The following is a 23,754-nucleotide window of genomic DNA, read 5'->3' as shown; positions in this document are numbered from 1 at the left end:
TGATATTGCCGCTGGTTGAATGATCGAAAACAATGGGTGCATGACGACCCGAGCCCGTTCCTTCGACGCAGCAGCCGCCTTGTACGCGGCCCACCGCCCCAGCTACCCGCCGGCCCTCTTCGACGCCGTCGAGTCCCTCACCGGGCGGCCGCTCGCCGGGGCCCGGGTGGCCGACGTAGGGGCCGGCACCGGGATCGCCACCGCGCTCCTGCACGGGCGCGGGGCCGAGGTCGTCGCCGTGGAGCCCGGGGACGGCATGGCCGCCGAGTTCCGCCGTACCTACCCCGGCATCCCGATCGTGCGCGGCGACGGCGACCGGCTGCCGCTGGCCACCGGCTCCGTCGACCTCCTCACCTACGCCCAGGCCTGGCACTGGACCGACCCGGCCCGCTCCGTGCCCGAGGCCCGGCGGGTGCTGCGCCCCGGCGGCGCGCTCGCGCTCTGGTGGAACGACACGGACGCCACCGTGCCGTGGATCGCCGGACAGGAGGAGCGGCTCCGGGCCTTCTTCGGGGTCGAGGGGGAGACCCACCGCACGCTGCCCGAAGGGCTCGGCGGGTTCACCAGCCGGTCGGTGACGTGGACCCGGCGCATCACGCTGGACGACCACCTCGCCAACCTCGCCAGCCACTCCGCCTTCCTGGTCCTGGACGAGGCCCGCACCCGCGCGTACTTCGAGGAGGAGCGGGAACTGCTCACCCCGCTCTTCCCGGAGGGCACCGTCGAGGAGCAGTACGTCGTGAACCTCAGCGTCGCGCTGGTGTGAGGGACCGCAGCACCTCGGCCCGGCAGGCCGACGGAGATCCCCAGGCGTCCCGCAGGGGGCGGGCCTTGCGCAGCCACAGCGACAGGTCCAGCTCCTCGGTGTAGCCCACCGCACCGTGGAGCTGGAGCGCCGTCATCGCCGCCCGGTACGACGCCTCGCCGGCCGCCAGTTTCGCCGCCGCCACCTCGCCCGGGCCCGGGGACAGCGCCGCCGCCCACACCAGCGGGCGCGCGAACTCCAGGTCGAGCAGGGTGTCCGCCAGCCGGTGCTTGACCGCCTGGAAGCTCCCGATCGGCGTCCCGAACTGCGTGCGCTGCTTCACGTACTCCACCGTCCTGGCCAGCAGTGCCTCGCCGACGCCCAGGCACTGGGCCGCCGTCAGCAGCCGGGCCCAGCGTCCGGCCACCCCGGCCGCCCGGATCACCGCCGGGCCCGCCGCCAGCAGCTCACCCCCGCCGGCCGGCGGGAGGGAGAGCCGGCGTGCGGGGTCCGTCGACCCGAGCCGCGCGCCGTGGCCGGCCGCCAGCCGCAGTTCGCCCGCCGCCGACACCGTGAAGCAGTGCGCCGCGTCCGCGTCCAGGGCGTACGGGCTCCCGCCCGGCAGGGTCAGCGTGGCCGGGGCCCCGCCCTGCGCCAGCCCCGGCAGGAACCGCTTGGCGAGCGCCTCGTCCGCCAGCTCCGTCAGCAGCACCGACACCGCGGCGCTCTCCACCACCGGCCCCGGTACCCCGGCCCGGCCCAGCTCCACGAAGCCGAGCGACAGTTCCAGCGGGAGCAGGCCCGCCCCCTCGTAGTCCTCGGGGACGGCCAGCGCGAACAGACCCGTCCCCGCGAGCCGGGACCACACCGCCCGCGCCGGCCCGGCATCGCCGTCCGCCCAGGCCCGTACCGCCGCGGGGACCTCCGCCGAACCCAGCAGGGAGCGCAGCGTCCGGGCGAAGTCCGACTGCTCGTCGGTCGGCAGGAAACGCATCAGCGGCGGCCCTTCGGGAGGCCGAGCAGCCGCTCGGCGATGATGTCGCGCTGGATCTCGTTCGTACCCGCGTAGATCGGCCCGGCCAGGGAGAACACCCACGGCTCGGCCCACTCGCCCTCCGCGAGCTCCGCGTCCGGGCCCAGCAGGTCCAGCGCCGTCTCGTGCAGGGCGATGTCGTACTGCGACCAGAACACCTTGTTCAGGCTGGACTCGGCGCCGATCGCAGCGCCCGCCGCGAAGCGCGAGGCGTTCGCCCAGGTGTACAGCTCGTACGCGCGGGCCCCGACCACCGCGTCCGCCACCCGGTCCCGCAGCGCCGTGTCCGACGGATCCCCCTGCGCACGCCACAGCCCGACCAGCCGGTCCGCCGCCGCCAGGAAACGGCCGGGGGAGCGCAGGGTCAGCCCGCGCTCGTTGCCGGTCGTCGACATGGCGATCCGCCAGCCCTGCCCCGGCTCCCCGATCACGTCCTCGTCCGGGACGAACACCTGGTCAAGGAACAGCTCCGCGAAGGCCGGCTTGCCGTCGAGCCGGCCGATGGGCCGCACCGTCACCCCCGGCGCCCGCAGGTCGAACATCAGGTACGTCAGCCCCTGGTGGGGTTTGGGGGCGTCCGGATCCGTGCGGAAGATCCCGAAGGCGCGGTCCGCGAAGGCCGCCCGGGAGGACCAGGTCTTCTGCCCGGTCAGCAGCCAGCCGCCCGCCGTGCGGACCGCCCGCGACGTGAGCGAGGCCAGGTCGGACCCCGACTCGGGTTCCGACCAGGCCTGCGCCCAGATCGCCTCGCCGCTAGCCATCGACGGCAGCACCCGCGCGCGCTGCTGCGCGCTCGCGTGGTCGAAGAGGGTGGGAGCGAGGAGGCTGATGCCGTTCTGCGCGACCCGGCCGGGCGCGCCCGCGGCCCAGTACTCCTCCTCGAACACCAGCCACTTGACGATGTCCACGCCCCGGCCGCCGTACTCCTCGGGCCAGGAGACCACCGACCAGCGGTCCGCGTGCAGCAGTGCCTCCCATTCCCGGTGCGCCGCGAAGCCCTCGGCCGTCTCCAGGGAGGGCAGGGGACGGGCCGGGACATGGGCGCGGAGCCAGGTCCGGGCCTCGGCCCGGAAGGCCTCCACGTCCGCCGTGTGCGCGAGTTCCATCAGGCGTTCGCCTCCTTCGGCGTCCATCCTCCACGGGCGAAGCTTCCCTAACAAGTGTTTGGTAGGTTAACGTACGGCCATGAGCAGCGTCGAGCCGGTCCTCGGCCTTCCCAAGGAGGTACGGGCGTGAGCACCCCCGACTACGTCCCCGGACACGGACTGCTGAAGGACCGCACCGCCGTCGTCACCGCCGCCGCCGGGGCCGGGATCGGCGGGGCCACCGCCCGCCGCCTCCTGGAGGAGGGCGCCCGCATCGTCATCGGCGACGCCCACGCCCGCCGCCTGAAGGAGACCGAAGAGGCGCTCGCCGCCGAGTTCGGGGCCGACCGCGTCACCTCCCTGCCCTGCGACGTCACCGAAGAGGACCAGGTCCAGGCCCTCTTCGCACACGCCGAGCACGTCCACGGCCGCCTCGACATCGTCGTCAACAACGCAGGCCTCGGCGGCACCACCGCCCTCGTCGACATGACCGACGCCCAGTGGTCCCGGGTCCTCGACGTCACCCTGAACGGAACCTTCCGCTGCACCCGCGCCGCCCTGCGCGCGCTCAAGGCGTCCGGCGGCGGCGGAGTGATCGTCAACAACGCCTCCGTCATCGGCTGGCGCGCCCAGACCGGCCAGGCCCACTACGCCGCGGCCAAGGCCGGGGTGATGGCCCTGACCCGCTGCGCGGCCCTGGAGGCCGCCGAGTTCGGCGTACGCGTCAACGCGGTCGCCCCGAGCCTGGCCATGCACCCGCACCTGGTGAAGGTCACCAGCGAGGAACTCCTCGCCGAACTCACCGCCCGCGAGGCCTTCGGCCGGTACGCCGAACCCTGGGAGGTCGCCAACGTCATCGTCTTCCTGGCCAGCGCCTACTCGTCGTACATGACCGGCGAGACGGTGTCGGTCAGCAGCCAGCACGCCTAGCCGGTGCCCTGGCCGAGAATGGACGCGTGCCAACGAACAAGCCGACGTCCCAGAAGAAGCCGCAGGTGACCCCCTCCCCCGAACGGCGTCGTGAACTCCTCGACACCGCCGCCGAGGTCTTCGCCGCGCAGGGCTACAACGCCACCACCGTCCGCAAGATCGCCGATGCCGCCGGGATGCTCGCCGGCAGCCTCTACTACCACTTCGATTCCAAGGAATCGATGCTCGACGAGATCCTCTCGGCCTTCCTGACGGAACTGTGGGACGGCTACGACACCGTCCTCGCCGCCGGTCTCGGCCCCAGGGAGACCATCGAGGCCCTGGTCACCGAGTCCTTCCGCGAGATCGACCGGCACCGCGCCGCCGTCGCCATCTACCAGAAGGAGTCCCGCACCCTCTCCGCACAGCCCCGCTTCCACTACCTCTCCGACTCGCAGCAGAAGTTCGAGAAGGCGTGGCTGGGGACGCTGGAACGGGGCGTCGAGGCCAAGGTCTTCCGCGCTGACCTCGACATCCGCCTCACCTACCGCTTCGTGCGCGACACGGTGTGGGTGGCGGCCTCCTGGTACCGGCCGGGCGGCCAGCACAGCCCCGAGGAGATCGCCCGCCAGTACCTGTCGATGGTGCTGGACGGGATCGCACTGCGCCCCACCTGACCGACCCGACCGTCAGAGGAGTCCCGATGCCCGAGGCCTACATAGTCGATGCGGTACGCACCCCGGTGGGGCGGCGCAACGGCGGCCTGTCCGCCGTCCACCCCGCCGACCTGGGGGCACACGTCCTGAAGGCACTGATCGAGCGGTCCGGGGTGGACCCGGCCGCCGTGGAGGACGTGGTGTTCGGCTGCCTCGACACGGTGGGGCCGCAGGCCGGGGACATCGCCCGTACGGCCTGGCTGGCGGCCGGGCTGCCCGAGGAGGTGCCCGGGGTCACCGTCGACCGCCAGTGCGGGTCCTCGCAGCAGGCCGTGCACTTCGCGGCGCAGGGAGTCCTGTCCGGCACCCAGGACCTGGTGGTCGCGGGCGGCACCCAGAACATGTCGATGATCCCGATCGCCTTCGCCTCCCGGCAGGCGGCCGAACCCCTCGGCCTCACGGAGGGCCCGTACGCGGGCTCGGCGGGCTGGCGGGCCCGGTACGGGGACGCCCCGGTGAACCAGTTCCACGGCGCCCAGCTGATCGCCCAGAAGTGGGGGATCACCCGGCGGGACATGGAGGAGTTCGCCCTGCGCTCGCACCGGCGCGCGATCCGGGCCGTCGACGAGGGCCGCTTCGCGCGCGAGACGGTGGCCTACGGGGACGTGGGCGTGGACGAGGGCCCGCGCCGGGACACGACCCTGGAGAAGATGGCCGGCCTCAAGCCGGTGGTCGAGGGCGGCACCATCACGGCGGCCGTCTCCTCCCAGGTGTCGGACGGCGCGGCGGCGATGCTGATCGCCTCCGAGCGGGCGGTACGGGAACACGGCCTGCGGCCGCGCGCCCGCATCCACCACCTCTCGGTACGCGGCGAGGACCCCATCCGGATGCTGTCCGCGCCGATCCCGGCCACGGCGTACGCGCTGAAGAAGACCGGCATGACGCTGGGCGACATCGACCTGGTGGAGATCAACGAGGCGTTCGCCCCGGTGGTGCTGGCCTGGCTGAAGGAGACCGGCGCCGACCCCGGGCGGGTCAACGTCAACGGCGGCGCGATCGCACTGGGCCACCCGCTGGGCGCGACCGGGGTGAGGCTGATGACCACCCTCCTGCACGAACTGGAACGCACCGGCGGCCGCTACGGCCTCCAGACCATGTGCGAGGGCGGCGGCCAGGCCAACGTGACGATCATCGAGCGGCTGTAGCCAGGCCGACCGGCCCGGCCGGTTACTCGGGGAGCAGGGCGAAGCCGAGGAGGACCGCTGCCTCGACGCGGACCGAGCCCGGGGTGAGGGCGCCGTCCTCCTCCGGGTCCCCGCCCCTGCGGCGGCCGTGGCTGTAGCTGCCCATCGACTCGGGGTCCACGTCCTCGATGTGGATCACCGGACCCAGCCGCACCCCGGCCGCCTCCGCGTACACCTCGGCCTTGCGCCGGGCGGCCGCCACCGCCCGGCGGCGGGCCTCGTCCCGCATGGCGGGCTTGTCCTCCACCTCGAACCGCACGGCGTCGACGCGGTTCGCGCCGGCCGTGACCGCGTCCTCGATCAGGAGCTCCAGCTGGGCCAGCGCCTCCGTCCGCACGGTGTACGTGGCCACGCAGCCGTAGCCGTGGAAGGTCTTGTCCGCGCCGTAGCCGTTGTACTGCGAGGTGAGCTGCAGTCGTGACCCGGACACGTCGGAGTCCGGTATGCCGTGTTCGCGCAGGACGTCCCGCAGCCGGGCCACCGCCACACCCGCCTCTGCGAAGGCCGCCTTCGGTGTCGGAGCGAGGAGATCGACCGCCAGGTCCACGTGGGCGAGTCGGGGTTCGGCGGACACGCTGCCCGCGCCGAGCACACTGAGCCCCCAGGGCTCTTTGATCGCTGCCATTCCATGATCCAACCAGCTGGGGCGGACGGCCGCCAGGGACTTCCGCCGTCGTGCCGGCCGTCCCGTACCGGCCGTCCCGGGCAGGCCTGCCTGGTCCTACCCGCAGGGATGAATCTTTTCGCCGTCGGCGGACCCGGACCCTCCGGGCCCGGGCGGCGGCCCGGAGGGTCCGGACCGCCCGCAGGCCAAGGGGGACGGGGGCTCCGGCCCCCCGCCCGCCCCGCCGGTCGGGGCGGCCCGGCGCGGGCGGGCGCGGCGGAGGGTGCAGGTCACACCCCTCGCCTCGGGACTCCCCACGGCGAGGTGTGCTAGCTTGGAGCTCGTTGCAGTTGTGGTACCCATGAACTTTATGTGCGCCTGACGGGAATGCTCCGCAGGCGCTTTTATTGTTTTGCCGGAATCTCCGGATGGGGCCCTTTGCCGCCTATTCAGGAGATTTAAAATGGCACTTGGCACCGTGAAGTGGTTCAACTCGGAAAAGGGCTTCGGCTTCATCGAGCAGGACGGCGGCGGCCCGGACGTCTTCGCCCACTACTCGAACATCGCCACCCAGGGCTTCCGTGAGCTCCAGGAGGGCCAGCGCGTGTCCTTCGACGTCACCCAGGGCCAGAAGGGCCCCCAGGCGGAGAACATCATCCCCGCCTAAGTTCTTCAGCATGCCGGGGTCCGCACCGCGAGGTGCGGGCCCCGGCTTGTCTGCTGTCTCGACCTTTGTTTTACCTGCCGGTTTCAGGAGGGCTTTCTCGCATGACCAGCTCCAGCTCCGCACGACCCAGCCGCCGCCCCACCCGGGGCCGAGGTGCGGCCCAGGGGCGTCCGAAGTCTGGCGCGGGACGGCAGAAGTCCGCGCCCGTCGCCCGGCCCCAGGAATTCACCATGCCCGAGCCGATCGCCCCGGCGCTGCCGCCGGTCGAGTCGTTCGGGGACATGGACATGCCCGAGGCGCTGCTGAAGACCCTCGCCGCCCAGGGCGTCACCGAGCCGTTCCCGATCCAGGCCGCGACGCTGCCGAACTCCCTCGCCGGCCGTGACCTGCTCGGCCGCGGCCGCACCGGCTCCGGCAAGACGCTGGCGTTCGGCCTGGCGCTGCTGGCCCGTACCGCCGGCCGCCGCGCGCAGCCGAAGGCGCCGCTCGCGCTGGTCCTCGTACCGACGCGTGAGCTCGCTCAGCAGGTCACCGACGCCCTGGCCCCGTACGCCACGGCCGTCAACCTGCGCATCGCGACCGTCGTCGGCGGCATGTCGATCAACCGGCAGTCGGGCGCCCTGCGCCGCGGTGCCGAGGTGCTCGTCGCCACCCCCGGCCGCCTCAAGGACCTCATCGACCGCGGTGACGCCGACCTCTCGCAGGTCTCGATCACCGTCCTCGACGAGGCCGACCAGATGACCGACATGGGCTTCATGCCGCAGGTCACGGCGCTGCTCAAGCAGGTCGAGGCCGACGGTCAGCGGATGCTGTTCTCCGCGACCCTGGACAAGAACATCGACAAGCTCGTGAAGATGTTCCTGACCGACCCGGTGGGCCACTCGGTCGACCCGTCGGCCGGTGCGGTCACCACCATGGAGCACCACGTCCTGTACGTCATGGACGAGACCGACAAGAAGGCCGTGGCGACGCGCATAGCCGCTCGCGACGGCCGGGTGATCATGTTCGTCGACACCAAGCGCGGCGTCGACCGCATGGTCAAGAAGCTGCTGGCGGACGGCGTACGTGCCTCCGGCCTGCACGGCGGCCGCTCCCAGCCGCAGCGCAACCGCACCCTCGACTGGTTCAAGACCGGCGAGGTCACCGCGCTCGTCGCCACGAACGTCGCGGCCCGCGGCATCCACATCGACGACCTCGACCTCGTCGTCAACGTGGACCCGCCCACCGACCACAAGGACTACCTGCACCGTGGCGGCCGTACCGCCCGGGCCGGCGAGTCCGGCAGCGTGGTCACCCTGGTCCTCCCCGACCAGAAGCGGGACATGACCCGCCTGATGTCGGACGCCGGGATCTCCCCGCGCACCGCGCAGATCAAGTCCTCCGACGAGGAACTGGCCCGGCTGACCGGCGCCAAGGAGCCCTCGGGCATCCCGGTCGTCCTGGAGGTTCCGCAGCCGACCGCGCCCAAGCCGCGTTCCGGCTCCGGTTCGGGCTCCGGCTCGCGCCGCCGCTCGGGCGGCGGGCCGCGCACCGGTGCCGCCACGGGCGGCGCTCCGGCGGCCGGCGGCCGGAGCCGCCGTTCCGGCGGGGGTGCTTCCGGGCAGGCCCCGGCGGCTTCCGGTTCGGGCCAGGCCCGGCGCGGTGGCCAGGGCGGCGCGGCGGCCGGTGGCTCCGGCGAGCGCTCCCGGCGCGGGACGGCCGGCGGTGGCGGCGCCGCCGCGGCCTCGGCGCGCAGCCGGGTCGGCTCCGGGGGACAGGGCCGCCGCCGGGCGGTCTGACCCACCCCGTACGCGAACACGACGACGCCGGGCCGCGCGGGAAGCGCTGCCCGGCGTCGTGCTGTCCGGCTCCGCCTCCGCCGTCCGCTACCGGACCATGCGGTCCTGCAGCTTCGCCAGCGTCCGCAGATCCAGGCCGAGGCCATCGGTCAGGTAGCCGTAGAAGCCGCCGTAGTCGGCCTCCAGCTGCGCGGTCGCCGCGTCCAGGTAGTCCTGGCGGACCTCCTGGAGCGGGATCAGCAGGTCCGGGTTCTGCATCCGGCCCGACTGCTTCAGACCCGCCCGCACCCGGGCGTCGTAGGCGGCGCGGAAGGTGTTCGACGCCAGGTAGTCGCGCTCCGCGGTGTCCTCGGGTACGGCGAGGGCGCGCAGCAGGACGTAACTCATCCAGCCGGTCCGGTCCTTGCCGGACGTGCAGTGGTACAGGACCGGGCCCTGCCGGCCGTCGGCGATCTCCCGCAGGGTCGCCGCGAACTGGGCGCGGTTCTCGGGGCTGCTCACGAAGGTGCGGTAGATGTCGCGCATGTAGGCCTCGGCGCGGCCGCCGCCGAGCATCTGCTCCTGGACGACGGGATCGCCGCTGCCGATGGCGCCGACGAGAGTGCCGTAGAGGCCGAGGTCGCTGACGGGGCGCGAGGTGGGGGAGAGCCCAGCGGGCAGCCGGTCGGCGCCGTCGTACTGGAGCTCCATGGGAATGCGGAAATCGACGACCTTCTTGAGGCCGAGACCGGAGACGGTGGTGACGTCGGCGTCGGTCAGTTTGCTCAGTGCGTCGGAGCGGTAGACCAGCCCCTGGCGGACCTGGCCGCCGGTCCAGGTGCGGTAGCCCCCGATGTCCCGGAGGTTGACGGCGCCCTGGAGGGGGATCTGGCGAATCGTTTCGGCTTGCGGTTGGTGCCGGACGTGGTCCCGGGTGCTGACCCCGGCTGCGGGTGCCGCCGCAGCGGACGCGGCGGCGGGCAGGGTCCCGACGGCGAGAGCGGCGGCGGCCGCCGCGGTCGCCAGGCGGATGCGGGCACGGCTCATGGGGGCGACTCCTGTGACGGAGAAGGGGGATCACCCTGGTGGTGGCAGGGTGCGGAGCGAGTGCAGTGCTTCGAGTGCTTCGATTGCCTGTTGTGCTTCGGCCATGACGCGGGAGACGAGCTCCGCACAGGACGGAAGGTCGTCGATCATCCCCGCGACCTGGCCCGATGCCATGACGCCGAGGTCCGTACGGCCCTCGACCATGGACGCCTTGAGGAGCATCGGGGTGTTCGCGGCGAGCAGGACCTGGCTCCAGGACAGGTCCTTGCCGTGTTTCATCGCGAGGCCGTCGCGGACCATCTGCGGCCAGCTCAGCCCGGACAGCTTCCGGAAGCCGGCCGCGTGCCGCACCGCCCGGAGCAGCGCCCGGGCACGGCCCGCCCGCTCCAGCGAGTCGACCAGCTCGGTACGGAGCATGCGGTGCGGCAGCCCGTCGACGGCCGTGGTGACGGTGACGTCCTTGACCGTGGCCTTCAGGTACTCGGCCTTCACGGCGTCCGGGACGGTCGAGTCCGAGGTCAGCAGGAACCGGGTGCCCATGGCGATGCCCGCGGCCCCGTACGACAGGGCCGCGACCAGGCCGCGCCCGTCGCTGAAGCCGCCCGCCGCGATCACCGGGATGTCCACGGCGTCCACGACCTGCGGCAGCAGCACCGTCGTGGCCACGTCCCCCGTGTGGCCGCCGCCCTCGCCGCCCTGCACGATCACCGCGTCGGCCCCCCACGCGGCCACCTTCTCGGCGTGCCGCCGGGCCCCGATCGACGGGATGACGACCACGCCCGCGTCCTTGAGCCGTCCGATCAGCTCCCTGGAGGGCGCCAGCGCGAAGGAGGCGACCCGTACCCCCTCGTCGATGATCAGCTGGGCGCGCTCGGCCGCGTCCCCCGCGTCCGCCCGCAGGTTGACCCCGAACGGAGTCCCCTCCGGAGTGCGGGACTTCACCTCGCGGACCGCCGAACGCAGCTGGTCCAGGGTCATCGTGGCCGAGGCCAGGATGCCCAGCGCCCCCGCGTTCGCCGCGCCCGACACCAGGCGGGGGCCGGCGACCCAGCCCATGCCCGTCTGTACGACGGGGTGCTCGACCCCGACCAGCTCGGTGAAGGCCGTCCGTATCGTCATCGTCCGCCCCATCGCGTCAGACCCGCACTTCACGGTCGCGCAGCCCCTGGGGGTCGATCACCTCGCGGATCAGCCGCAGCTCCCCGGCGGTCGGTTCGCGCGTGTACGGGACCTCGCCGGTGATCGCCGGCTCGAAGCCGGTCGCCGCCAGGACGTCCTCGACGGTGACGCCGGGGTGCAGGGAGGCCAGCCGCATCGAGTGACCCGGCCCGGCGAAGTCGAAGACGCCGAGATCGCTGACCACCCGGGGCAGCCGGTGGAAGCGGGTCACCCCGGCCGCCTCCGCACGGTCGTAGCCGACCCCGCTGACCATGTCGACGCGCTCGACGAACACCCGCTTCGAGTGCTTGGGAACCCAGTAACTCACGGGATTGTTGAGGGTGTTCACGGGAGCGCCGCGCACCCCGAGGAGCTGGCGGGCCGGCCGCTCCCAGTCGCCGATGCACGAGATGTTCTGATTGCCGAACCGGTCGATCTGGCTGGCGCCCATCATCACGTGCCGCCGCCCTCCGGTGACCATCGTCAGGTGACGCCGGTACGGGAGCCAGCCCTCGGCCGTGCCGTCCAGCCCGACGAGCATCGCCTCGCCGTCGGTCAGCAGCAGGTCCGGGGAGAAGGTCCGCTTCGCGAGCCTGGCCCCGAAGGAGGGGACCAGACCCATCGGGCTGGCGAGCACCTCGCCGTTGTCGCGCCAGGCCTCGGCGCAGGCGATCACGCAGTACTCGGCCCGGGAGACGGCACGCGGGGCGGTGGGGGTGGCGTCGGTCGTCGTCACTGCTGCTCCTCGTGCCAGGTCCGGACGGCCAGCTGGTAGTCGTGCTCGCCCGCCCCGGACAGGAAGCGGGCCGAGAACTCGTCCCAGGGGGTGGCCGCGTACAGCTTCTGGAAGGCCTCGTCCCGGTCGTAGTCGGGGACGCAGGAGGTGAAGTGCGCGCCGTTCGGGGTCTCCACGACCCCGGTCACGGAGTGCCGGCTGACGAGGAGGGACTGCGGGGGGCCGGACTTGGTGAGCTCGGCCGTCTCGACGAGCTGCTCGCAGGAGACGTAGGCGGCGTCGGCGGCCTCGCAGAAGAGGTCGTCGAAGTACGGGTCCGGGCCCAGGTACTGGGCGTTGCCCAGGCGGTCTGCGCGGTTGAGGTGGACCAGTGCGGCGTCCATGCGCAGGGCGGGGACGGCGACGAGCTCCTCGCCGTCGTCGTAGGGGGAGAGCACCGTGCGCAGCTCCGGGTTGACCCGCATCACGTCGGAACCGAGGCCGGCGCGTACCGGCAGGAAGGGGAGCCGGTTCGCGGCGGCGTGCAGGCCCCACATGAACATGGCCTCGTCGAGCTCGGTGAGGGTGAAGGCGGCACGTTCGCGTGCGGCCCGGAAGTGCGGCTCCAGCGGGATGGAGTCGAGGGTGGCGAAGGGGGCGACCAGTCTGCGGATCCGGCCGGCGGCGGCCAGCAGGCCGACGTCGGGGCCACCGTAGGAGATCACGGTGAGGTCGGTGATCTCGGACCGGAGCAGTGCGCGCACCAGGGCCATGGGCTTGCGCCGGGACCCCCATCCGCCGATGCCGACGGTCATCCCGCTGTGCAGCTGCCCGACCACCTCTTCGGGGGTCATGGACTTGTCGGTCATGCGCGCTCTCCTGTCCCGAAGGTGTCGCGGACCCGGTCGGCCACCCCGCTCAGGTTGGCCTCGAAGGTGAAGCCCTGCTCGAAGCGGTAGCTGCGGCGCACGTCCACGGGGTCGATCCCGTTGATGGCCGCCTTGGCGAGCCGGATCAGGCAGCCGTCCTTCCGCGCGATCTCGGCGGCCAGCTCCAGGGCGGCGGCGCGCAGCTCCGTGCGCGGGACCACCTTCCAGACCGAGCCGTGGGCGTGGAGTTCGGCGGCGGTCGCGGTGCGCGAGGTGTAGTACAGCGCGCGCATCAGGTGCTGCGGGACCAGCCGCGCCAGGTGGGTGGCGGCGCCGAGCGCGCCCCGGTCCAGCTCGGGCAGCCCGAAGGTGGCGTCCTCGGAGGCGACGATGGCGTCGGCGTTGCCGGCCAGTCCGATCCCGCCGCCCAGGCAGAACCCGTGCACGGCCGCGACGACCGGCACCTCGCACTCGTAGACGGCGGCGAAGGCCTCGTAGCAGCCCCGGTTGGCGCCGATCAGCGCCGCGTGTCCCGTGTCGCGCTGCATCTCCTTGATGTCCACTCCGGCGTTGAAGCCGCGGCCCTCGGCGGTGAGGACGACGCACCGGATCCCGGGGTCGCGGCCGGCCGCCCGCAGGGCGTCGGCGAGGTCGTACCAGCCCTGTACCGGGAGCGCGTTGACGGGTGGGAAGTCGACTGTGACGAGTGCGATGCCCTTGTCGGGGCTTGCGGTGGAGACACCCATGAGAGGATCAGCTACCTTTCCACCAAACATTTGTTAGGTGAGGAAGGTAGCAGCCTATGGAGCTCGACGGGAGGGTCGTCGTCGTCACCGGAGGAACCCGGGGCGTCGGCGCCGGCATCGCCCGGTCGTTCCTCGCGGCCGGCGCGGACGTGGTCGTCTGCGCCCGGCGCCCACCGGACGAGGAGGTGGCGGCGGCCGGCAAGGCCGCCGCCTTCACCCCGGTCGACCTGCGCGACCCCGCTGCCGTGCACGAGTTCTTCGGTGCGGTCGCGGGCCGGTACGGGCGGCTCGACTGCCTCGTCAACAACGCGGGCGGCACCCCGTACCGGCTGCTGGGCGAGGGCGCGGCACAGCGCCACGCGCGCGTCGTCGAACTCAACCTGCTCGCGCCGATGACCGCCTCGCTCGCGGCCTACCCCTGGCTGCGGGAAGCGGCCGGCTCGGTGGTCATGATCGGCAGCGTCAGCGGGACCCGCCCCTCACCTGGGACGGCCGCGTACGGCGCCGCCAAGGCCGGGCTGGAGCACCTGGCCCGGTCCATGGCCGTCGAATGGGCTCCCGAGGTACGGGTCAACTCCCTGGTCCTCGGCATGGTGCGGACCGAACTGGCCCACCTGCACTACGGAGACGAGACCGGCATCGCCTCGGTCGGCGCCACCGTCCCGCTGGGGCGGCTGGCGGACCCCTCGGACGTGGGGGAGGCGGCGGTGTTCCTGGCCTCGGCCCGGGCGGCGTACGTGAGCGGCGCGAGCCTGCTGGTGCACGGGGGCGGGGAGCGCCCGGCGTTCCTGGATGCGGCAACTGTCAACAAGGAGAGCTGAGATGGCGGGACTGTGCGAAGGCCGGGTCGTGATCGTGACGGGCGCGGGGCGGGGGCTGGGACGGGCCCATGCGCTGGCCTTCGCCGCGGAGGGGGCGAAGGTCGTCGTCAACGACCTCGGGGTCGGGCTCGACGGGCTGCCCGGGCCGGACGGCCCCGCGGCACACGTGGTCCGGGAGATCGAGGCACTGGGCGGGCAGGCACTCGCGCACGGCGGGGACATCGCCACACCGGCGGGGGCGGACTCGCTGGTGACGGCGGCCGTGGACACCTTCGGGCGCCTGGACACCCTCGTCAACAACGCGGGCTTCCTGCGGGACCGGATGCTCGTCAACCTGGACGAGGACGACTGGGACGCGGTCATGCGGGTCCACCTGAAGGGCCACTTCCTCCCGCTGAGGTCGGCGGCCGCGTGGTGGCGGGCGGAGGCGAAGGCGGGCCGGCCCGCGGCCGCCCGGGTCGTCAACACCTCCTCCGGCGCCGGCCTGCTGGGCTCCGTCGGCCAGGGCAACTACAGCGCGGCCAAGGCCGGGATCCTCGGCCTCACCATGGTCGCGGCGCAGGAGATGGGACCCTACGGCGTCCAGGTCAACGCGATCGCCCCCGCGGCACGGACCCGGATGACGGAGCGGACCTTCGCCGAGACCATGGCCGCCCCCGAGGAGGGCGGCTTCGACGCGATGGCCCCCGAGAACGTCTCCCCGCTGGTGGTGTGGCTGGGGGCGGAGGCCTCGGCCGGAGTCACGGGCCGCGTCTTCGAGGCGGAGGGCGGCCGGATCACCGTGATGGAGGGCTGGCGGCCGGGCCCCACCGCGGACCGGGGCGCGCGCTGGACCCCGGCGGAAGCCGGAAAGGCCACCCTGGAACTCCTCGCGGAGGCACGGACTCCGCTCCCCGTGTACGGCGCGCGGTAGCGGCCCCGGTCCGGTCCCGGCGGCGACACCGGAGGCTAAGGTTCCTGGTCCGGGACCAGAGCCGAAGGGACACGATCCGACGATGGCCGTCACACCGACCCCGCAGAAGATCACCACGTTTCTGATGTTCGAGGGACGGGCCGAGGAAGCCATGGGCTTCTACGTCTCGCTGTTCGACGACGCGCAGGTGCTCGCCATCAGCCGCTACGGCCCCGGCGAGACCGGACCCGGGGCCGGGCCCGAGGGAACCGTGCGCCACGCGACGTTCTCCCTGGCCGGACAGCAGCTCATGTGCATCGACAGCCCGGCCGAGCACGCCTTCGGCTTCACGCCCGCGGTGTCCCTGTACGTCCAGTGCGAGGACGAGGCCGAGATCGACCGCCTCTACGGCGCGCTCGCCGAACAGGGCCAGGAGCTCATGCCCCTGGGCTCGTACGGATTCAGCCACCGGTTCGGCTGGGTGAACGACCGCTTCGGCGTCTCCTGGCAGCTGAACCTGGCGGCCCCGCCCAGCGCGGCCGCGTGACGGACCGCTCTCAGGAACCGGCCCCGCCCGGCCGGGGCTGCTCCAGGCCGAGCATCTCCAGGGCCGAGTCCATCTCCGCCTGGAACAGCACCCGGGGGTTGGCCTCGGGGCCGAACTGCCGGTACACCTCCAGCGCGACGGGGCCGTACATGCGGCCCCACACCCGCAGCGAGGCCAGCAGCGCCTGCGGCGGCAGGTGGGGGAAGCACTCGCGGGCCAGGGCCGCGAGGGAGGGGACGAAGTCGCTCCACTGCGCCTCGGCCCGCTTGAGCTGCTCGGGGGCGGCGGGCCAGGCGGCGTCGACCAGGCCCAGGAGGATCATGCAGCACCGGCGGGCGGCCGCCACGACGGCGTCGTGGGTCGGCGCGTACCCCGGCGAGCTGTCCCCGTAGGTCAGGCGGAACTCCGCCGGGCGGGTACGGGCCCACTCCCGGAAGGTGTCCGCGACCGCGAGGAGCCGGGCCGCGGTCGCCTCCTCGGGGAGCGCGTCACGGGCCAGCTCCTGCTGGTCGGCGAGCCGGTTGTACGTGTCGGCCGCCAGCGTGGCGAGCAGATCGTCGCGGGTGTCGAAGTAGCCGTACAGGGCCGCGGCGGTCATGCCCATCTCGCGCGCGATGCCGCGCAGCGTGATCCCGGCGACGTCACCGGAGGCGAGCAGCGCGAGCGCCACCTCCTTGATCTCGGCGGTGGTCTCGATCCGGAGACGTTCACGGCGCGACAGGGTCTGCATGGCGGGGGCTCCTCCTCAGGGACACGGCGAGAGTGTCTTCTACCCCCGTACAAACACCGTTTACTTACCTTACCGTGTTGACGAACCGCAACTCGGCAGCCCTCCTCCGGGCCTTCGCGGCCCTCGTGGCCTTCGCGGCTCTCGTGAGGGCGCACGCCACCAGCACCACGGCGAGCGTGCCCAGGCTCATCAGCAGCCGGGGACGGGTCTGCGCGGTGAAGAGCATGGAGCACAGGATCGCCGAGAACGCCGCGACGACCAGCAGCGTCAGGTACGGGAAGCCCCACATGCGGAAGGCGGGCGGTGCGGGCGCGGTGCGCTCGGCGCGGATCCGCAGGACGAACTGGGAGACGGCGATCCCCAGGTACATGATGATCAGCACCGCGCCGGTCGAGTCGAGCAGGAACGGGAACGCCCGCTCGGGACTGACCGCCTGGGCCGCGACGGCCCCGCAGCCCGCCACGGTTCCGAGCAGGACCGCACGCCGGGGTGCCGCCGCCCACCGGGGCGCGTCGCCGTGCCCGGCGAGGGTGGCCAGCATGCGCGAGGAGGCGTAGAGCGTGGAGCCGAGCACCGACAGCAGCGCGGTCAGGATCACCGTGCTCATGGCGGTTCCGGCGAACGGGACCCCGATTCGGGTCAGGGCGCTCACATACGGGCTCTCGCCGCCGGTGATCTCCGGCCAGGGCACGATCGCGAGCACCAGCAGGACCGAGCCGAGGAAGAACACGAGGATCCGCCACACGATCTGGCGGGTGGCGCGGGCCACCGCCCGGCCCGGGTCGGGGCACTCGGCGGCCGCGACGGCCACGATCTCGGTACCGCCGAAGGCGAAGACGACACCGACGGTGGCGGTGAGGACCGGGCCGAGGCCGTGCGGGGCGAAACCTCCGTACGCCGTGAGGTTCCCCAGCGGCGGCCCCGCAGGGCCGTCCCCCAGCAGGTAGGCGGTCCCCAGGGCCAGGAAGGCGAGGATCGCGGCGATCTTGACGACCGCGAACCAGAACTCGGCGTTCCCGAAGGCGCGCGAGGAGCGGAGGTTCACCGCCGTCAGCCCCCCGAGCAGGAACAGGCTGCACACCCAGGCCGGTACCTGCGGCAGCCAGCCGTGCACGATCTGGCCGCCCGCGATCGCCTCGACGGCCACGATGGCGACGAAGGCGTACCAGTAGAGCCAGCCGACCGTGAACCCCGCCCACTCGCCGAGGGCGAGGCGGGCGTAGTCGGCGAAGGACCCGGACATCGGGCGGGCGGCGACCATCTCCCCGAGCATCCGCATGACCAGCAGCACCAGCAGCCCGGCCAGCGCGTAGCTGACGAGGACGGCGGGGCCGGCGGCCCGGATGCTCTGCGCCGAACCGACGAAGAGCCCGGTGCCGACCGCGCCGCCCATCGCCATCATGGTCAGGTGACGGTTGCGGAACGCCTGCTCGCCCTGTGCCGTCACGGTGCGACCGAGAGCTTGTGCCGGAGGACCGCGTGGGGGTCGTAGCGGCGCTTGACCGCCCGCAGCCGCTCGTAGTTTCCCTTGTAGAAGAGCTCGTGCCAGGGGATGCCGGAGGTGTTGACCGCGGGGTCGGCCAGGTCGGTGTCGGGGTAGTTGATGTAGCAGCCGTCGGTGACCCCGCCGGTTGCCGGGACGCCGCCGGTCTCGGCGTAGACGTCGCCGTAGAAGGCGCGCAGCCGGTTCGTCTCCGGCTCGTCGTCCTGGGGGGCCGACCAGATCGACTGGTACAGGACCTTGAAGACGGAGTCGCGCTGGGCGGCTGCGGTGTCCGCCTCGCCGTGGGCGTTGATGGCGCCGCCGAAGGAGAGCAGGACCAGGGAGGTGTCGGGGTTGTCGGTCCGGGAGAGGTGCCGGTACGCGGCCTGCAGCTGGTGCAGGGTGAAGCCGCGCCTGTGGTAGGCGGACTTGAGGCCGACCCGGGCCAGCGGATTGGCCCAGACCGGGTTGGGCGAGCCGACCATGCGGGCCGCGTCCAGCCAGGGCAGCTCGCGCGGGGTGAACAGGTTCGGCATGGCGGCCAGTTCGCCGCTGGGCCGGTCGACGGGGCGCGGGGTGAGGCCGGTGCCGTCCAGCAGGGCGGCGAGGTACGCGTCGAGGGTGGCGCGGGAGGAGGACTGGGCGTAGTGGGCGAGGGAGCCGAAGCGGCGGGCGTTGGCGTTGAAGAGGGTGGACAGGTGGCGGCCCGGTGAGCCCGGACCGGAATTGCGCTCGTGCCAGCTGCCGTAGTTCCGCAGGAGCCGCACGAACCGGTCCTCGGTGAGCTCGTCCCAGGACAGGTCGATCGCGCAGGCGTGCAGCGTGGCCGGCGGGACGGGCAGCTGACGTTCCGGGGGCGCGTGTCCGGTGCCGGGGGTGCGGAACCAGTAGCGGGTGACGAGGCCGAAGTTGCCGCCGCCGCCTCCGGTGTGGGCCCACCACAGCTCGCGGTGCGGATCGTCGGCCTCGCGGGTGGCCACGATCGTACGGGGGCGGCCGCCGGCGCCCGGGACGACCACCTCGACGGCGTACAGGTGGTCCACGACCAGGCCGAAGTCGCGGGAGAGCAGGCCGTAGCCGCCGCCGCTGATGTGGCCGCCGGCGCCCACGGAGTGGCAGACCCCGCCGGGCAGGGTGACGCCCCACCCCTTGTAGAGGGCCTCGTAGACGGCCATGAGGTGGGCGCCGGGCTCGACGTGGAAGGCACGGCGGCGCTCGTCGTAGCCGACACCGGTCATCTCGGAGAAGTCGAGGAGGACCTCCACCTCGGGGTTGCAGGTGAAGTCGGCGAGGCAGTGGCCGCCGGAGCGGACGGAGATCCGCTTGCGGCGGGCGATCGCCTCGCGGAGCGCGTCCTCGGCGTCACGGGCCGAGCGGACCATCTTGACGTGCTCGGGGTCGGCCGCGTAGCGCCGGTTGATGCCCGTCCGGAGCGAGGGGTAGCGGGCGTCGGAGGGCAGGATCTTCGGGCCCGCCGCCCCGGGGGCGGTGGCGGCGGAAGCGGGGGCGGTGGTGAGGGTGCCGGCTGTCCCGGCGCCCACCACGACGGCCGAGGCGGCGAGGAATCCGCGGCGGTCCGGATGCGGCATGACAGGTTCCCTTGCGTGGCGCGAGTGCGGTACGGGGCGGTGCGATGGGGGTCCGAGCTGCTGGCGGCTGGGCCGGGCCGGGTTGGGCCGGGCTGGGCCGGGCCGGGCCGGGTTGGGACCCGACCGGGCCGGGCCCCGGGGGCGAGCGGGGGCTCCTGTGTGCCTCCGGGGCCCGGCGGTTCCGGGGGCCTGCCGGTCAGGCGTTGGCGCCGCCGTCGACGGTCAGCGTGGTGCCGGTGACGAACGAGGCCTCGTCGCTGGCCAGGTAGAGGACCGCGCTCGCGATCTCCGCGGCCCGGCCGTAGCGGCCGAAGACGTTCAGGCCGCGCTGGAAGTCGGCGGACGGACCGTCGGCGGGGTTCATGTCGGTGTCGACGGAGCCGGGCGCCACCTGGTTGACGGTGATGGCACGGTCGCCCAGGTCGCGGGCGAGGCCCACGGTCAGGCCGTGGACCGCCGCCTTCGACATGGAGTACGGGGTGAAGCCGGCGGCGGGGACCTGCGTGGCGAGGCAGGAGCCGATGTTGACGATGCGGCCGCCGTCGGGCATGGACCGGGAGACGGCCTGCGCGGTGAGGAAGGCGCCGCGGACGTTGATGTCCAGGGTCCGGTCGAGGGTGGCCAGCGGCACCTCGGCGAGCGGCGGGCAGGTCATGTCCGCGTACCCGGCGTTGTTGACGAGGATGCGGACCGGGCCGAGTTCGCGCACGACCCGGTCCACCGCGGCCGTCACGGCCCCGGCGTCGGCGGCGTCGGCCTCGACGGCCACGGCACGGCGCCCGAGGGCCCGTACCTGCCCGGCGACCTCTTCGGCCTGTTCCTTGTTCGAGCGGTAGGTGATCGCGACGTCGGCGCCGTGGGCGGCGAGCGTACGGGCGATCTCGGCGCCGATGCCGCGGGAGCCGCCGGTCACCAGGGCCACGCCGTGGAGAGTGGTCGTCACGTTGATTCCTTTTCTGTGCGGGGGAGTCGGGTGGGGGGAGAGAGCGAGGGACGGGGGGCGGGATCAGGCCGTGGCGGGCTGCCGGTCGGGGGCGGCCGCGGTCGTGCCGCCGCTGCCGTCCTTCTTGGCGCGCAGGTCCGGCAGGAGGGTGAACAGGCCGAGGAAGGCCATGATCACGCCGAGGACGAGGGGGGCCCGGAGCCCGTAGGCGTTGATGCCGACCCCGCCGAGCCAGGAGCCGATGACGATGCCGAGGGTGATGAAGGAGGAGTGCACGGTGTTGACCAGCGGGCGGGCGTTCGCGGTGCGCTGGACCCGGGTGATCATGCAGGGGTTCATCGTGACGCCGACCAGGCCGATGCCCATCATGAAGACCAGCGCGGGCGCGGTGACCTCGGCGAAGACGGCGAAGCCGGCGAGGAAGACCATGTTGAGCCCGAGCCCGACGAGCTGGGTCACGATGGTGTGCTTGTCGGCGAAGCGGCCCACGATGTTGTTGCCGACGACGGTCGCGGCTCCGTAGGCGACCAGCAGCCACGGCACCGAACCCTCGCTGAAGCCGGTGAGCTCGGTGAGGATCGGCGTGAAGTAGCTGAAGGCGGAGAAGGTGGCGCCGATGATCAGCGTGGAGGTGGAGAACACCAGCCACAGCCGCGGGTTCCTGAAGGCGCGCATCTCCTCCCTGACGGAGGGTCCGCCCCCGCCCTCGGCGCCGGTCACGGAGGGGACGCCGACGATCGTCGCGACGGCCGCGAGCACGGTCAGCCCCGAGATCGCCCAGAACGCGGCCCGCCAGCCGAACTGGCCGCCGACGAAGGTGGAGATGGGCAGGCCGAGCAGGGTGCCGAGCATCAGCCCGTTCATGGCGGCGCCGATCGCCTTGCCGCGCATCTCCGGCTTCGTGATCTCCGCGACGACCGAGAGCGAGACGCCGAAGAAGGCGGAGGAGGCGACGCCCGTGATGACGCGCCCGACGGCCATCGTCACGTAGTCGGTGGACAGGGCGGCCAGGACGTTGCCGCCGAGGAAGACCGCGAAGAGCACCATCAGGGCGCTCTTGTGCGGGAGCCGCAGCACCGCCGTGGCCAGGAACGGCCCGCCGAGGGCCATGGCGACGGCGAACGCGGTGATCAGGTAGCCGACTTGGGGGATGGTGGCCCCGAGTCCTTCGGAGATCTGGGGCATCAGGCCGGCCACCACGAATTCGCTGGTGACCATGGCGAAGATGCCGAGGGCGAGGACGTACACGGCCTTGGGCACGGCCGTCACAACCTTTCTATAACTGAACGATCGTTCCAGAATGTGGGCAGGTGTGACCCAGGGAAGGCGGAGCAGGGTGGCCGGAGGCCGGCCGGCCGGCGGAACCCGACGCCGGACGGGTGTCAGCCGGTAGGGGAAAGGCCCTTGAGGGCCTGGTCGACGACCTGGGTCAGATAGTCACGGTCCGCCGCCCGCTCCATGACGCGCAGCCCCTGGGTGAGGGTGACGAGGAGGCGGGCGGTGGTGCGCACGTCGGTGCCGGGCGCGAGCTCCCCGGCCGCTTGGGCCTTCAGCAGGAGGTAGGCGAAGGCCTCCTCCAGCGAACCCAGCGCCCCGCCGAGCCGTTCGGCGGCCTTCGCGTCCTCCGGCAGCCGCTCCAGCACGCCGTGGGTGACCATGCACCCGCCGCGCAGCGGATCGGCCAGCGCCGACTCGACGTAGGAGAGGAGGAAGGCGCGCAGGACCGGCAGGGCGGGACCCTCGTCGGACTCGGCGAGACGCTCCTGCGCCCGGTCCGCCTCGACGGCGCAGTACAGGTCCAGTGCCTTGAGGTAGAGATCGTGCTTGGAACCGTAGGCGGCGTACATGCTGGAGCGGTTGATGCCCAGCGCGTCCACCAGGTCCTGGATCGAGGTGGCCTCGTACCCCTGGCGGCGGAAGAGCTCCATGGCCGCCACCAGGGCGGTCTGCGGGTCGAACTCCTTGGGCCTGGCCATGGGCACGAGGCTACCCCATTTCCAACCGGTCGTTTCAGAAAGACGGTACGGCAGGCCGGAGTCAGTCGAACGTGGCCGGAACCACCCCGTACCGCGCCCCCACCTCGGCCACGCCCGGCGGATCCTCCACCGGCACCGGCACACCCGGAACGGGCTCCGTACCGGCCTCCAGGAAGAAGTTCTCCACCCCGCCCGGCGTGAAGATCAGCAGCAGCTTCGCCGCGTGCAGGGAGTGGTTGTGGAACTGGTGCGCCGTACCGCGCGGCACGAACACGAAGTCGCCGGTGGCCGCCTCGTACGTGTTCTCGCCGACCCGGATGGTCAGCCGGCCGTCCAGGACGTAGAAGGCCTCGTCCTCGTCGGCGTGGTGGTGCGGCGGAGGGCCCCCGCCGGGCGGTACGGACGCCTCCAGCACGGCGATGGAACCGCCGGTCTCGACCGCGCCCGCCTTCACGCTGTAGACGTCACCCGACAGCCAGGTGGCCTTGCCGCCCCCGGCCGGAACGTGCAGGACCCGGCGCACCTCGGTGGGCACTTCGGCCTGCTGGGTCGCTTCGAACAAAGACATCTCTCACCCTACCGTCGTCGCTTCGCCGAGCAGCGCGAGGACCGGGTCGTCGACCGCCACCTCACGCCCTCCGCATTCCACCGTGACCAGCCGCAGCCACTCGCCGTCCGCACACGCCACGTACAGCCCGCTCCCGTCGCGCACCAGCGTGCCGGGCGGCCGCCCGCCGCCCCCGGGACCCCCGCCCTCCCCGTACGCGGCCGACAGCAGCCGGATGCGCTGCCCGCCGGGGGCCGTGAACCAGGCACCCGGGTTGCGGTAGGCGGCCCGTACGTGGCGCTCCACGACGGCGGCGGGCCGGCTGAAGTCGAGCCGGTAGTGCTCGTCGCGGGGCCGCCCGTAGTAGGAGCGGCGGGACAGGTCCTGGGGCGTGCGCTCCCAGGTCCCCTCCACCAGCTGCGGGATCAGGTCGAGCAGCATCAGGACGTTGGCCCGCTCCTGCATGGTGCGCAGCTCCAGGCCGGTCTCGCGGCCCGACAGCGGGATGTGGTGCTGCATCAGCAGGTCGCCGTCGTCGAGTTCGGCGCCCATCTCGATGGCGGAGACGGAACTCTCCGCGGCCCCCTCGCGGACCATCCAGTAGAAGGGCGCCAGGCCCGCGAACTCCGGCAGCGGCGAGGGGTGGAAGTTGACCGAGGTGCGGCGCGGCAGCGCCAGCAGCGGAGCCTTCAGCAGCTGCTGGAAGTTGCCGACGAGGAAGTAGTCGGCGTCCAGAGCGGCGAGGGCCTCCACCGCGTCGGGGTCGTTCGCCGAGCGCGGGCGCAGGACGCGTACGCCCAGGGCGCGCGCCTGGTCGGCGACGTCGACGGCCTCCTCGTCATCGGTGAAGTACGCGCACAGCTTCCCGGGCGGTGAGGTGACCAGGGCGGCCAGCTCCACGTCCGGGTGGCCGTGCAGGATGCTCAGGAAGGGCGATCCGAGTTTGGAGTTGACTTCGGTGAACAGCACAACACGTATGGGATCCATGACG

The 23,754-nt window shown here is 72.8% G+C and carries 25 protein-coding genes; 9 read left to right on the top strand and 16 right to left on the bottom strand.

What is annotated here, in order from left to right:
- Nucleotides 1-40: 40 nt before the first annotated feature.
- Nucleotides 41-766, top strand: coding sequence for a class I SAM-dependent methyltransferase (locus DEJ51_RS08265; protein WP_150257010.1), 726 nt, complete (start codon nt 41-43; stop codon nt 764-766).
- On the opposite strand, the gene DEJ51_RS08260 is transcribed toward DEJ51_RS08265, so the two are convergent.
- Together DEJ51_RS08260 and DEJ51_RS08255 are read right to left on the bottom strand one after the other, a co-directional pair.
- Nucleotides 747-1,739 (bottom strand): acyl-CoA dehydrogenase family protein, encoded by a 993-nt coding sequence (locus tag DEJ51_RS08260; protein ID WP_150257009.1) that lies wholly within the window; start codon nt 1,737-1,739, stop codon nt 747-749. The genes DEJ51_RS08265 and DEJ51_RS08260 overlap by 20 nt on opposite strands.
- Entirely contained in the window at nt 1,739-2,884 is a 1,146-nt protein-coding gene (locus tag DEJ51_RS08255) for an acyl-CoA dehydrogenase family protein (protein ID WP_150257008.1), read from the bottom strand. Before DEJ51_RS08255 ends, DEJ51_RS08260 begins: the two co-directional genes overlap by 1 nt.
- Before the next feature lie 126 nt (nt 2,885-3,010).
- On the opposite strand from DEJ51_RS08255, the gene DEJ51_RS08250 reads away from it, so the two are divergent.
- Genes DEJ51_RS08250 through DEJ51_RS08240 form a run of 3 tightly spaced genes read left to right on the top strand, consistent with a single transcriptional unit; the run spans nt 3,011 to nt 5,633 of the window.
- Nucleotides 3,011-3,793: an SDR family oxidoreductase gene (locus DEJ51_RS08250; protein WP_150257007.1), complete on the top strand. Its 783-nt coding sequence runs from the start codon at nt 3,011-3,013 to the stop codon at nt 3,791-3,793.
- Between the two features lie 26 nt (nt 3,794-3,819).
- Complete coding sequence (locus tag DEJ51_RS08245) at nt 3,820-4,449, top strand: TetR/AcrR family transcriptional regulator (protein ID WP_150257006.1); 630 nt, start codon at nt 3,820-3,822, stop codon at nt 4,447-4,449.
- Nucleotides 4,450-4,475: 26 nt separating this feature from the next.
- Nucleotides 4,476-5,633 carry an acetyl-CoA C-acetyltransferase gene (locus DEJ51_RS08240; RefSeq protein WP_150257005.1) on the top strand — a complete coding sequence of 386 codons (1,158 nt, stop codon included), beginning with the start codon at nt 4,476-4,478 and terminating at the stop codon, nt 5,631-5,633.
- 22 nt (nt 5,634-5,655) lie between these two features.
- On the opposite strand, the gene DEJ51_RS08235 is transcribed toward DEJ51_RS08240, so the two are convergent.
- The gene (locus tag DEJ51_RS08235) at nt 5,656-6,297 is read right to left on the bottom strand and encodes an SIMPL domain-containing protein (protein WP_150257004.1); all 642 of its coding nucleotides are present in this window, start codon (nt 6,295-6,297) and stop codon (nt 5,656-5,658) included.
- Nucleotides 6,298-6,739: 442 nt separating this feature from the next.
- Between DEJ51_RS08235 and DEJ51_RS08230 the strand changes: the two genes are divergently transcribed.
- Nucleotides 6,740-6,943 carry a cold-shock protein gene (locus DEJ51_RS08230; protein ID WP_030010141.1) on the top strand — a complete coding sequence of 68 codons (204 nt, stop codon included), beginning with the start codon at nt 6,740-6,742 and terminating at the stop codon, nt 6,941-6,943.
- Nucleotides 6,944-7,044: 101 nt separating this feature from the next.
- A complete protein-coding gene (locus DEJ51_RS08225; protein ID WP_150257003.1) occupies nt 7,045-8,721 on the top strand; it encodes a DEAD/DEAH box helicase in 1,677 nt (558 codons plus the stop codon).
- A gap of 87 nt (nt 8,722-8,808) precedes the next feature.
- Here DEJ51_RS08225 and DEJ51_RS08220 read toward each other — a convergent pair whose 3' ends face one another.
- The 5 genes from DEJ51_RS08220 to DEJ51_RS08200 are packed head-to-tail and all read right to left on the bottom strand — an operon-like array spanning nt 8,809 to nt 13,235.
- Nucleotides 8,809-9,747, bottom strand: a complete 939-nt coding sequence (locus DEJ51_RS08220; protein WP_150257002.1) for a tyrosine-protein phosphatase — start codon at nt 9,745-9,747, stop codon at nt 8,809-8,811.
- A gap of 30 nt (nt 9,748-9,777) precedes the next feature.
- Nucleotides 9,778-10,860 carry an NAD(P)H-dependent flavin oxidoreductase gene (locus DEJ51_RS08215; RefSeq protein ID WP_263411733.1) on the bottom strand — a complete coding sequence of 361 codons (1,083 nt, stop codon included), beginning with the start codon at nt 10,858-10,860 and terminating at the stop codon, nt 9,778-9,780.
- Between the two features lie 22 nt (nt 10,861-10,882).
- Nucleotides 10,883-11,641 carry a CoA-transferase subunit beta gene (locus tag DEJ51_RS08210; RefSeq protein ID WP_150257001.1) on the bottom strand — a complete coding sequence of 253 codons (759 nt, stop codon included), beginning with the start codon at nt 11,639-11,641 and terminating at the stop codon, nt 10,883-10,885.
- Nucleotides 11,638-12,489, bottom strand: coding sequence for a CoA transferase subunit A (locus DEJ51_RS08205; protein WP_150257000.1), 852 nt, complete (start codon nt 12,487-12,489; stop codon nt 11,638-11,640). Before DEJ51_RS08205 ends, DEJ51_RS08210 begins: the two co-directional genes overlap by 4 nt.
- The gene (locus DEJ51_RS08200; protein WP_150256999.1) at nt 12,486-13,235 is read right to left on the bottom strand and encodes an enoyl-CoA hydratase family protein; all 750 of its coding nucleotides are present in this window, start codon (nt 13,233-13,235) and stop codon (nt 12,486-12,488) included. Before DEJ51_RS08200 ends, DEJ51_RS08205 begins: the two co-directional genes overlap by 4 nt.
- Before the next feature lie 56 nt (nt 13,236-13,291).
- Here DEJ51_RS08200 and DEJ51_RS08195 point away from each other — a divergent pair, with 56 nt between their 5' ends.
- The 3 genes from DEJ51_RS08195 to DEJ51_RS08185 all read left to right on the top strand — a co-directional run bounded on the left by DEJ51_RS08195 (nt 13,292) and on the right by DEJ51_RS08185 (nt 15,495).
- Nucleotides 13,292-14,056: an SDR family oxidoreductase gene (locus tag DEJ51_RS08195; RefSeq protein ID WP_150256998.1), complete on the top strand. Its 765-nt coding sequence runs from the start codon at nt 13,292-13,294 to the stop codon at nt 14,054-14,056.
- A gap of 1 nt (nt 14,057) precedes the next feature.
- On the top strand, nt 14,058-14,969 hold the full coding sequence (locus DEJ51_RS08190; RefSeq protein ID WP_150256997.1) for an SDR family oxidoreductase: 912 nt from the start codon (nt 14,058-14,060) through the stop codon (nt 14,967-14,969).
- Between the two features lie 82 nt (nt 14,970-15,051).
- Nucleotides 15,052-15,495, top strand: a complete 444-nt coding sequence (locus DEJ51_RS08185) for a VOC family protein (RefSeq protein WP_150256996.1) — start codon at nt 15,052-15,054, stop codon at nt 15,493-15,495.
- A 10-nt stretch (nt 15,496-15,505) separates the two neighbouring features.
- Here the strand turns inward: DEJ51_RS08185 and DEJ51_RS08180 are convergent, their stop codons facing one another.
- The 8 genes from DEJ51_RS08180 to DEJ51_RS08145 all read right to left on the bottom strand — a co-directional run bounded on the left by DEJ51_RS08180 (nt 15,506) and on the right by DEJ51_RS08145 (nt 23,750).
- On the bottom strand, nt 15,506-16,225 hold the full coding sequence (locus tag DEJ51_RS08180; protein WP_150256995.1) for a TetR/AcrR family transcriptional regulator: 720 nt from the start codon (nt 16,223-16,225) through the stop codon (nt 15,506-15,508).
- A 64-nt stretch (nt 16,226-16,289) separates the two neighbouring features.
- Nucleotides 16,290-17,672 (bottom strand): amino acid permease, encoded by a 1,383-nt coding sequence (locus DEJ51_RS08175; RefSeq protein ID WP_223835709.1) that lies wholly within the window; start codon nt 17,670-17,672, stop codon nt 16,290-16,292.
- Nucleotides 17,669-19,297: an FAD-binding oxidoreductase gene (locus DEJ51_RS08170; RefSeq protein ID WP_150256994.1), complete on the bottom strand. Its 1,629-nt coding sequence runs from the start codon at nt 19,295-19,297 to the stop codon at nt 17,669-17,671. The genes DEJ51_RS08175 and DEJ51_RS08170 overlap by 4 nt, the downstream gene beginning before the upstream one ends.
- Nucleotides 19,298-19,493: 196 nt before the next feature.
- Entirely contained in the window at nt 19,494-20,240 is a 747-nt protein-coding gene (locus tag DEJ51_RS08165; protein ID WP_150256993.1) for an SDR family NAD(P)-dependent oxidoreductase, read from the bottom strand.
- 63 nt (nt 20,241-20,303) lie between these two features.
- Nucleotides 20,304-21,500 carry an MFS transporter gene (locus DEJ51_RS08160; protein ID WP_150256992.1) on the bottom strand — a complete coding sequence of 399 codons (1,197 nt, stop codon included), beginning with the start codon at nt 21,498-21,500 and terminating at the stop codon, nt 20,304-20,306.
- A 122-nt stretch (nt 21,501-21,622) separates the two neighbouring features.
- Nucleotides 21,623-22,216, bottom strand: a complete 594-nt coding sequence (locus DEJ51_RS08155; protein ID WP_150256991.1) for a TetR/AcrR family transcriptional regulator — start codon at nt 22,214-22,216, stop codon at nt 21,623-21,625.
- Between the two features lie 61 nt (nt 22,217-22,277).
- Nucleotides 22,278-22,784, bottom strand: a complete 507-nt coding sequence (locus DEJ51_RS08150; protein WP_150256990.1) for a cupin domain-containing protein — start codon at nt 22,782-22,784, stop codon at nt 22,278-22,280.
- 3 nt (nt 22,785-22,787) lie between these two features.
- Nucleotides 22,788-23,750 carry a methionyl-tRNA formyltransferase gene (locus DEJ51_RS08145; RefSeq protein ID WP_150256989.1) on the bottom strand — a complete coding sequence of 321 codons (963 nt, stop codon included), beginning with the start codon at nt 23,748-23,750 and terminating at the stop codon, nt 22,788-22,790.
- Nucleotides 23,751-23,754: the final 4 nt, after the last annotated feature.

Source organism: Streptomyces venezuelae (assembly GCF_008642275.1).
Taxonomy (GTDB): Bacteria; Actinomycetota; Actinomycetes; order Streptomycetales; family Streptomycetaceae; genus Streptomyces; species Streptomyces venezuelae_E.
The sequence above is the reverse complement of the archived record's forward strand: the minus strand, read 5'-3'. Positions and strand labels throughout refer to the sequence as shown.

Excerpts from the sequence above, each read along its gene's own strand:
- DEJ51_RS08180 (WP_150256995.1), bottom strand. The coding sequence starts at position 16,225 with ATGCAGACCCTGTCGCGCCGTGAACGTCTCCGGATCGAGACCACCGCC.
- DEJ51_RS08190 (WP_150256997.1), top strand. The coding sequence starts at position 14,058 with ATGGCGGGACTGTGCGAAGGCCGGGTCGTGATCGTGACGGGCGCGGGG.
- DEJ51_RS08220 (WP_150257002.1), bottom strand. The coding sequence starts at position 9,747 with ATGAGCCGTGCCCGCATCCGCCTGGCGACCGCGGCGGCCGCCGCCGCT.
- DEJ51_RS08230 (WP_030010141.1), top strand. The coding sequence starts at position 6,740 with ATGGCACTTGGCACCGTGAAGTGGTTCAACTCGGAAAAGGGCTTCGGC.
- DEJ51_RS08185 (WP_150256996.1), top strand. The coding sequence starts at position 15,052 with ATGGCCGTCACACCGACCCCGCAGAAGATCACCACGTTTCTGATGTTC.
- DEJ51_RS08255 (WP_150257008.1), bottom strand. The coding sequence starts at position 2,884 with ATGGAACTCGCGCACACGGCGGACGTGGAGGCCTTCCGGGCCGAGGCC.
- DEJ51_RS08200 (WP_150256999.1), bottom strand. The coding sequence starts at position 13,235 with ATGGGTGTCTCCACCGCAAGCCCCGACAAGGGCATCGCACTCGTCACA.
- DEJ51_RS08145 (WP_150256989.1), bottom strand. The coding sequence starts at position 23,750 with ATGGATCCCATACGTGTTGTGCTGTTCACCGAAGTCAACTCCAAACTC.
- DEJ51_RS08150 (WP_150256990.1), bottom strand. The coding sequence starts at position 22,784 with ATGTCTTTGTTCGAAGCGACCCAGCAGGCCGAAGTGCCCACCGAGGTG.
- DEJ51_RS08225 (WP_150257003.1), top strand. The coding sequence starts at position 7,045 with ATGACCAGCTCCAGCTCCGCACGACCCAGCCGCCGCCCCACCCGGGGC.
- DEJ51_RS08240 (WP_150257005.1), top strand. The coding sequence starts at position 4,476 with ATGCCCGAGGCCTACATAGTCGATGCGGTACGCACCCCGGTGGGGCGG.
- DEJ51_RS08205 (WP_150257000.1), bottom strand. The coding sequence starts at position 12,489 with ATGACCGACAAGTCCATGACCCCCGAAGAGGTGGTCGGGCAGCTGCAC.
- DEJ51_RS08155 (WP_150256991.1), bottom strand. The coding sequence starts at position 22,216 with ATGGCCAGGCCCAAGGAGTTCGACCCGCAGACCGCCCTGGTGGCGGCC.
- DEJ51_RS08195 (WP_150256998.1), top strand. The coding sequence starts at position 13,292 with ATGGAGCTCGACGGGAGGGTCGTCGTCGTCACCGGAGGAACCCGGGGC.
- DEJ51_RS08235 (WP_150257004.1), bottom strand. The coding sequence starts at position 6,297 with ATGGCAGCGATCAAAGAGCCCTGGGGGCTCAGTGTGCTCGGCGCGGGC.
- DEJ51_RS08265 (WP_150257010.1), top strand. The coding sequence starts at position 41 with ATGACGACCCGAGCCCGTTCCTTCGACGCAGCAGCCGCCTTGTACGCG.
- DEJ51_RS08260 (WP_150257009.1), bottom strand. The coding sequence starts at position 1,739 with ATGCGTTTCCTGCCGACCGACGAGCAGTCGGACTTCGCCCGGACGCTG.
- DEJ51_RS08170 (WP_150256994.1), bottom strand. The coding sequence starts at position 19,297 with ATGCCGCATCCGGACCGCCGCGGATTCCTCGCCGCCTCGGCCGTCGTG.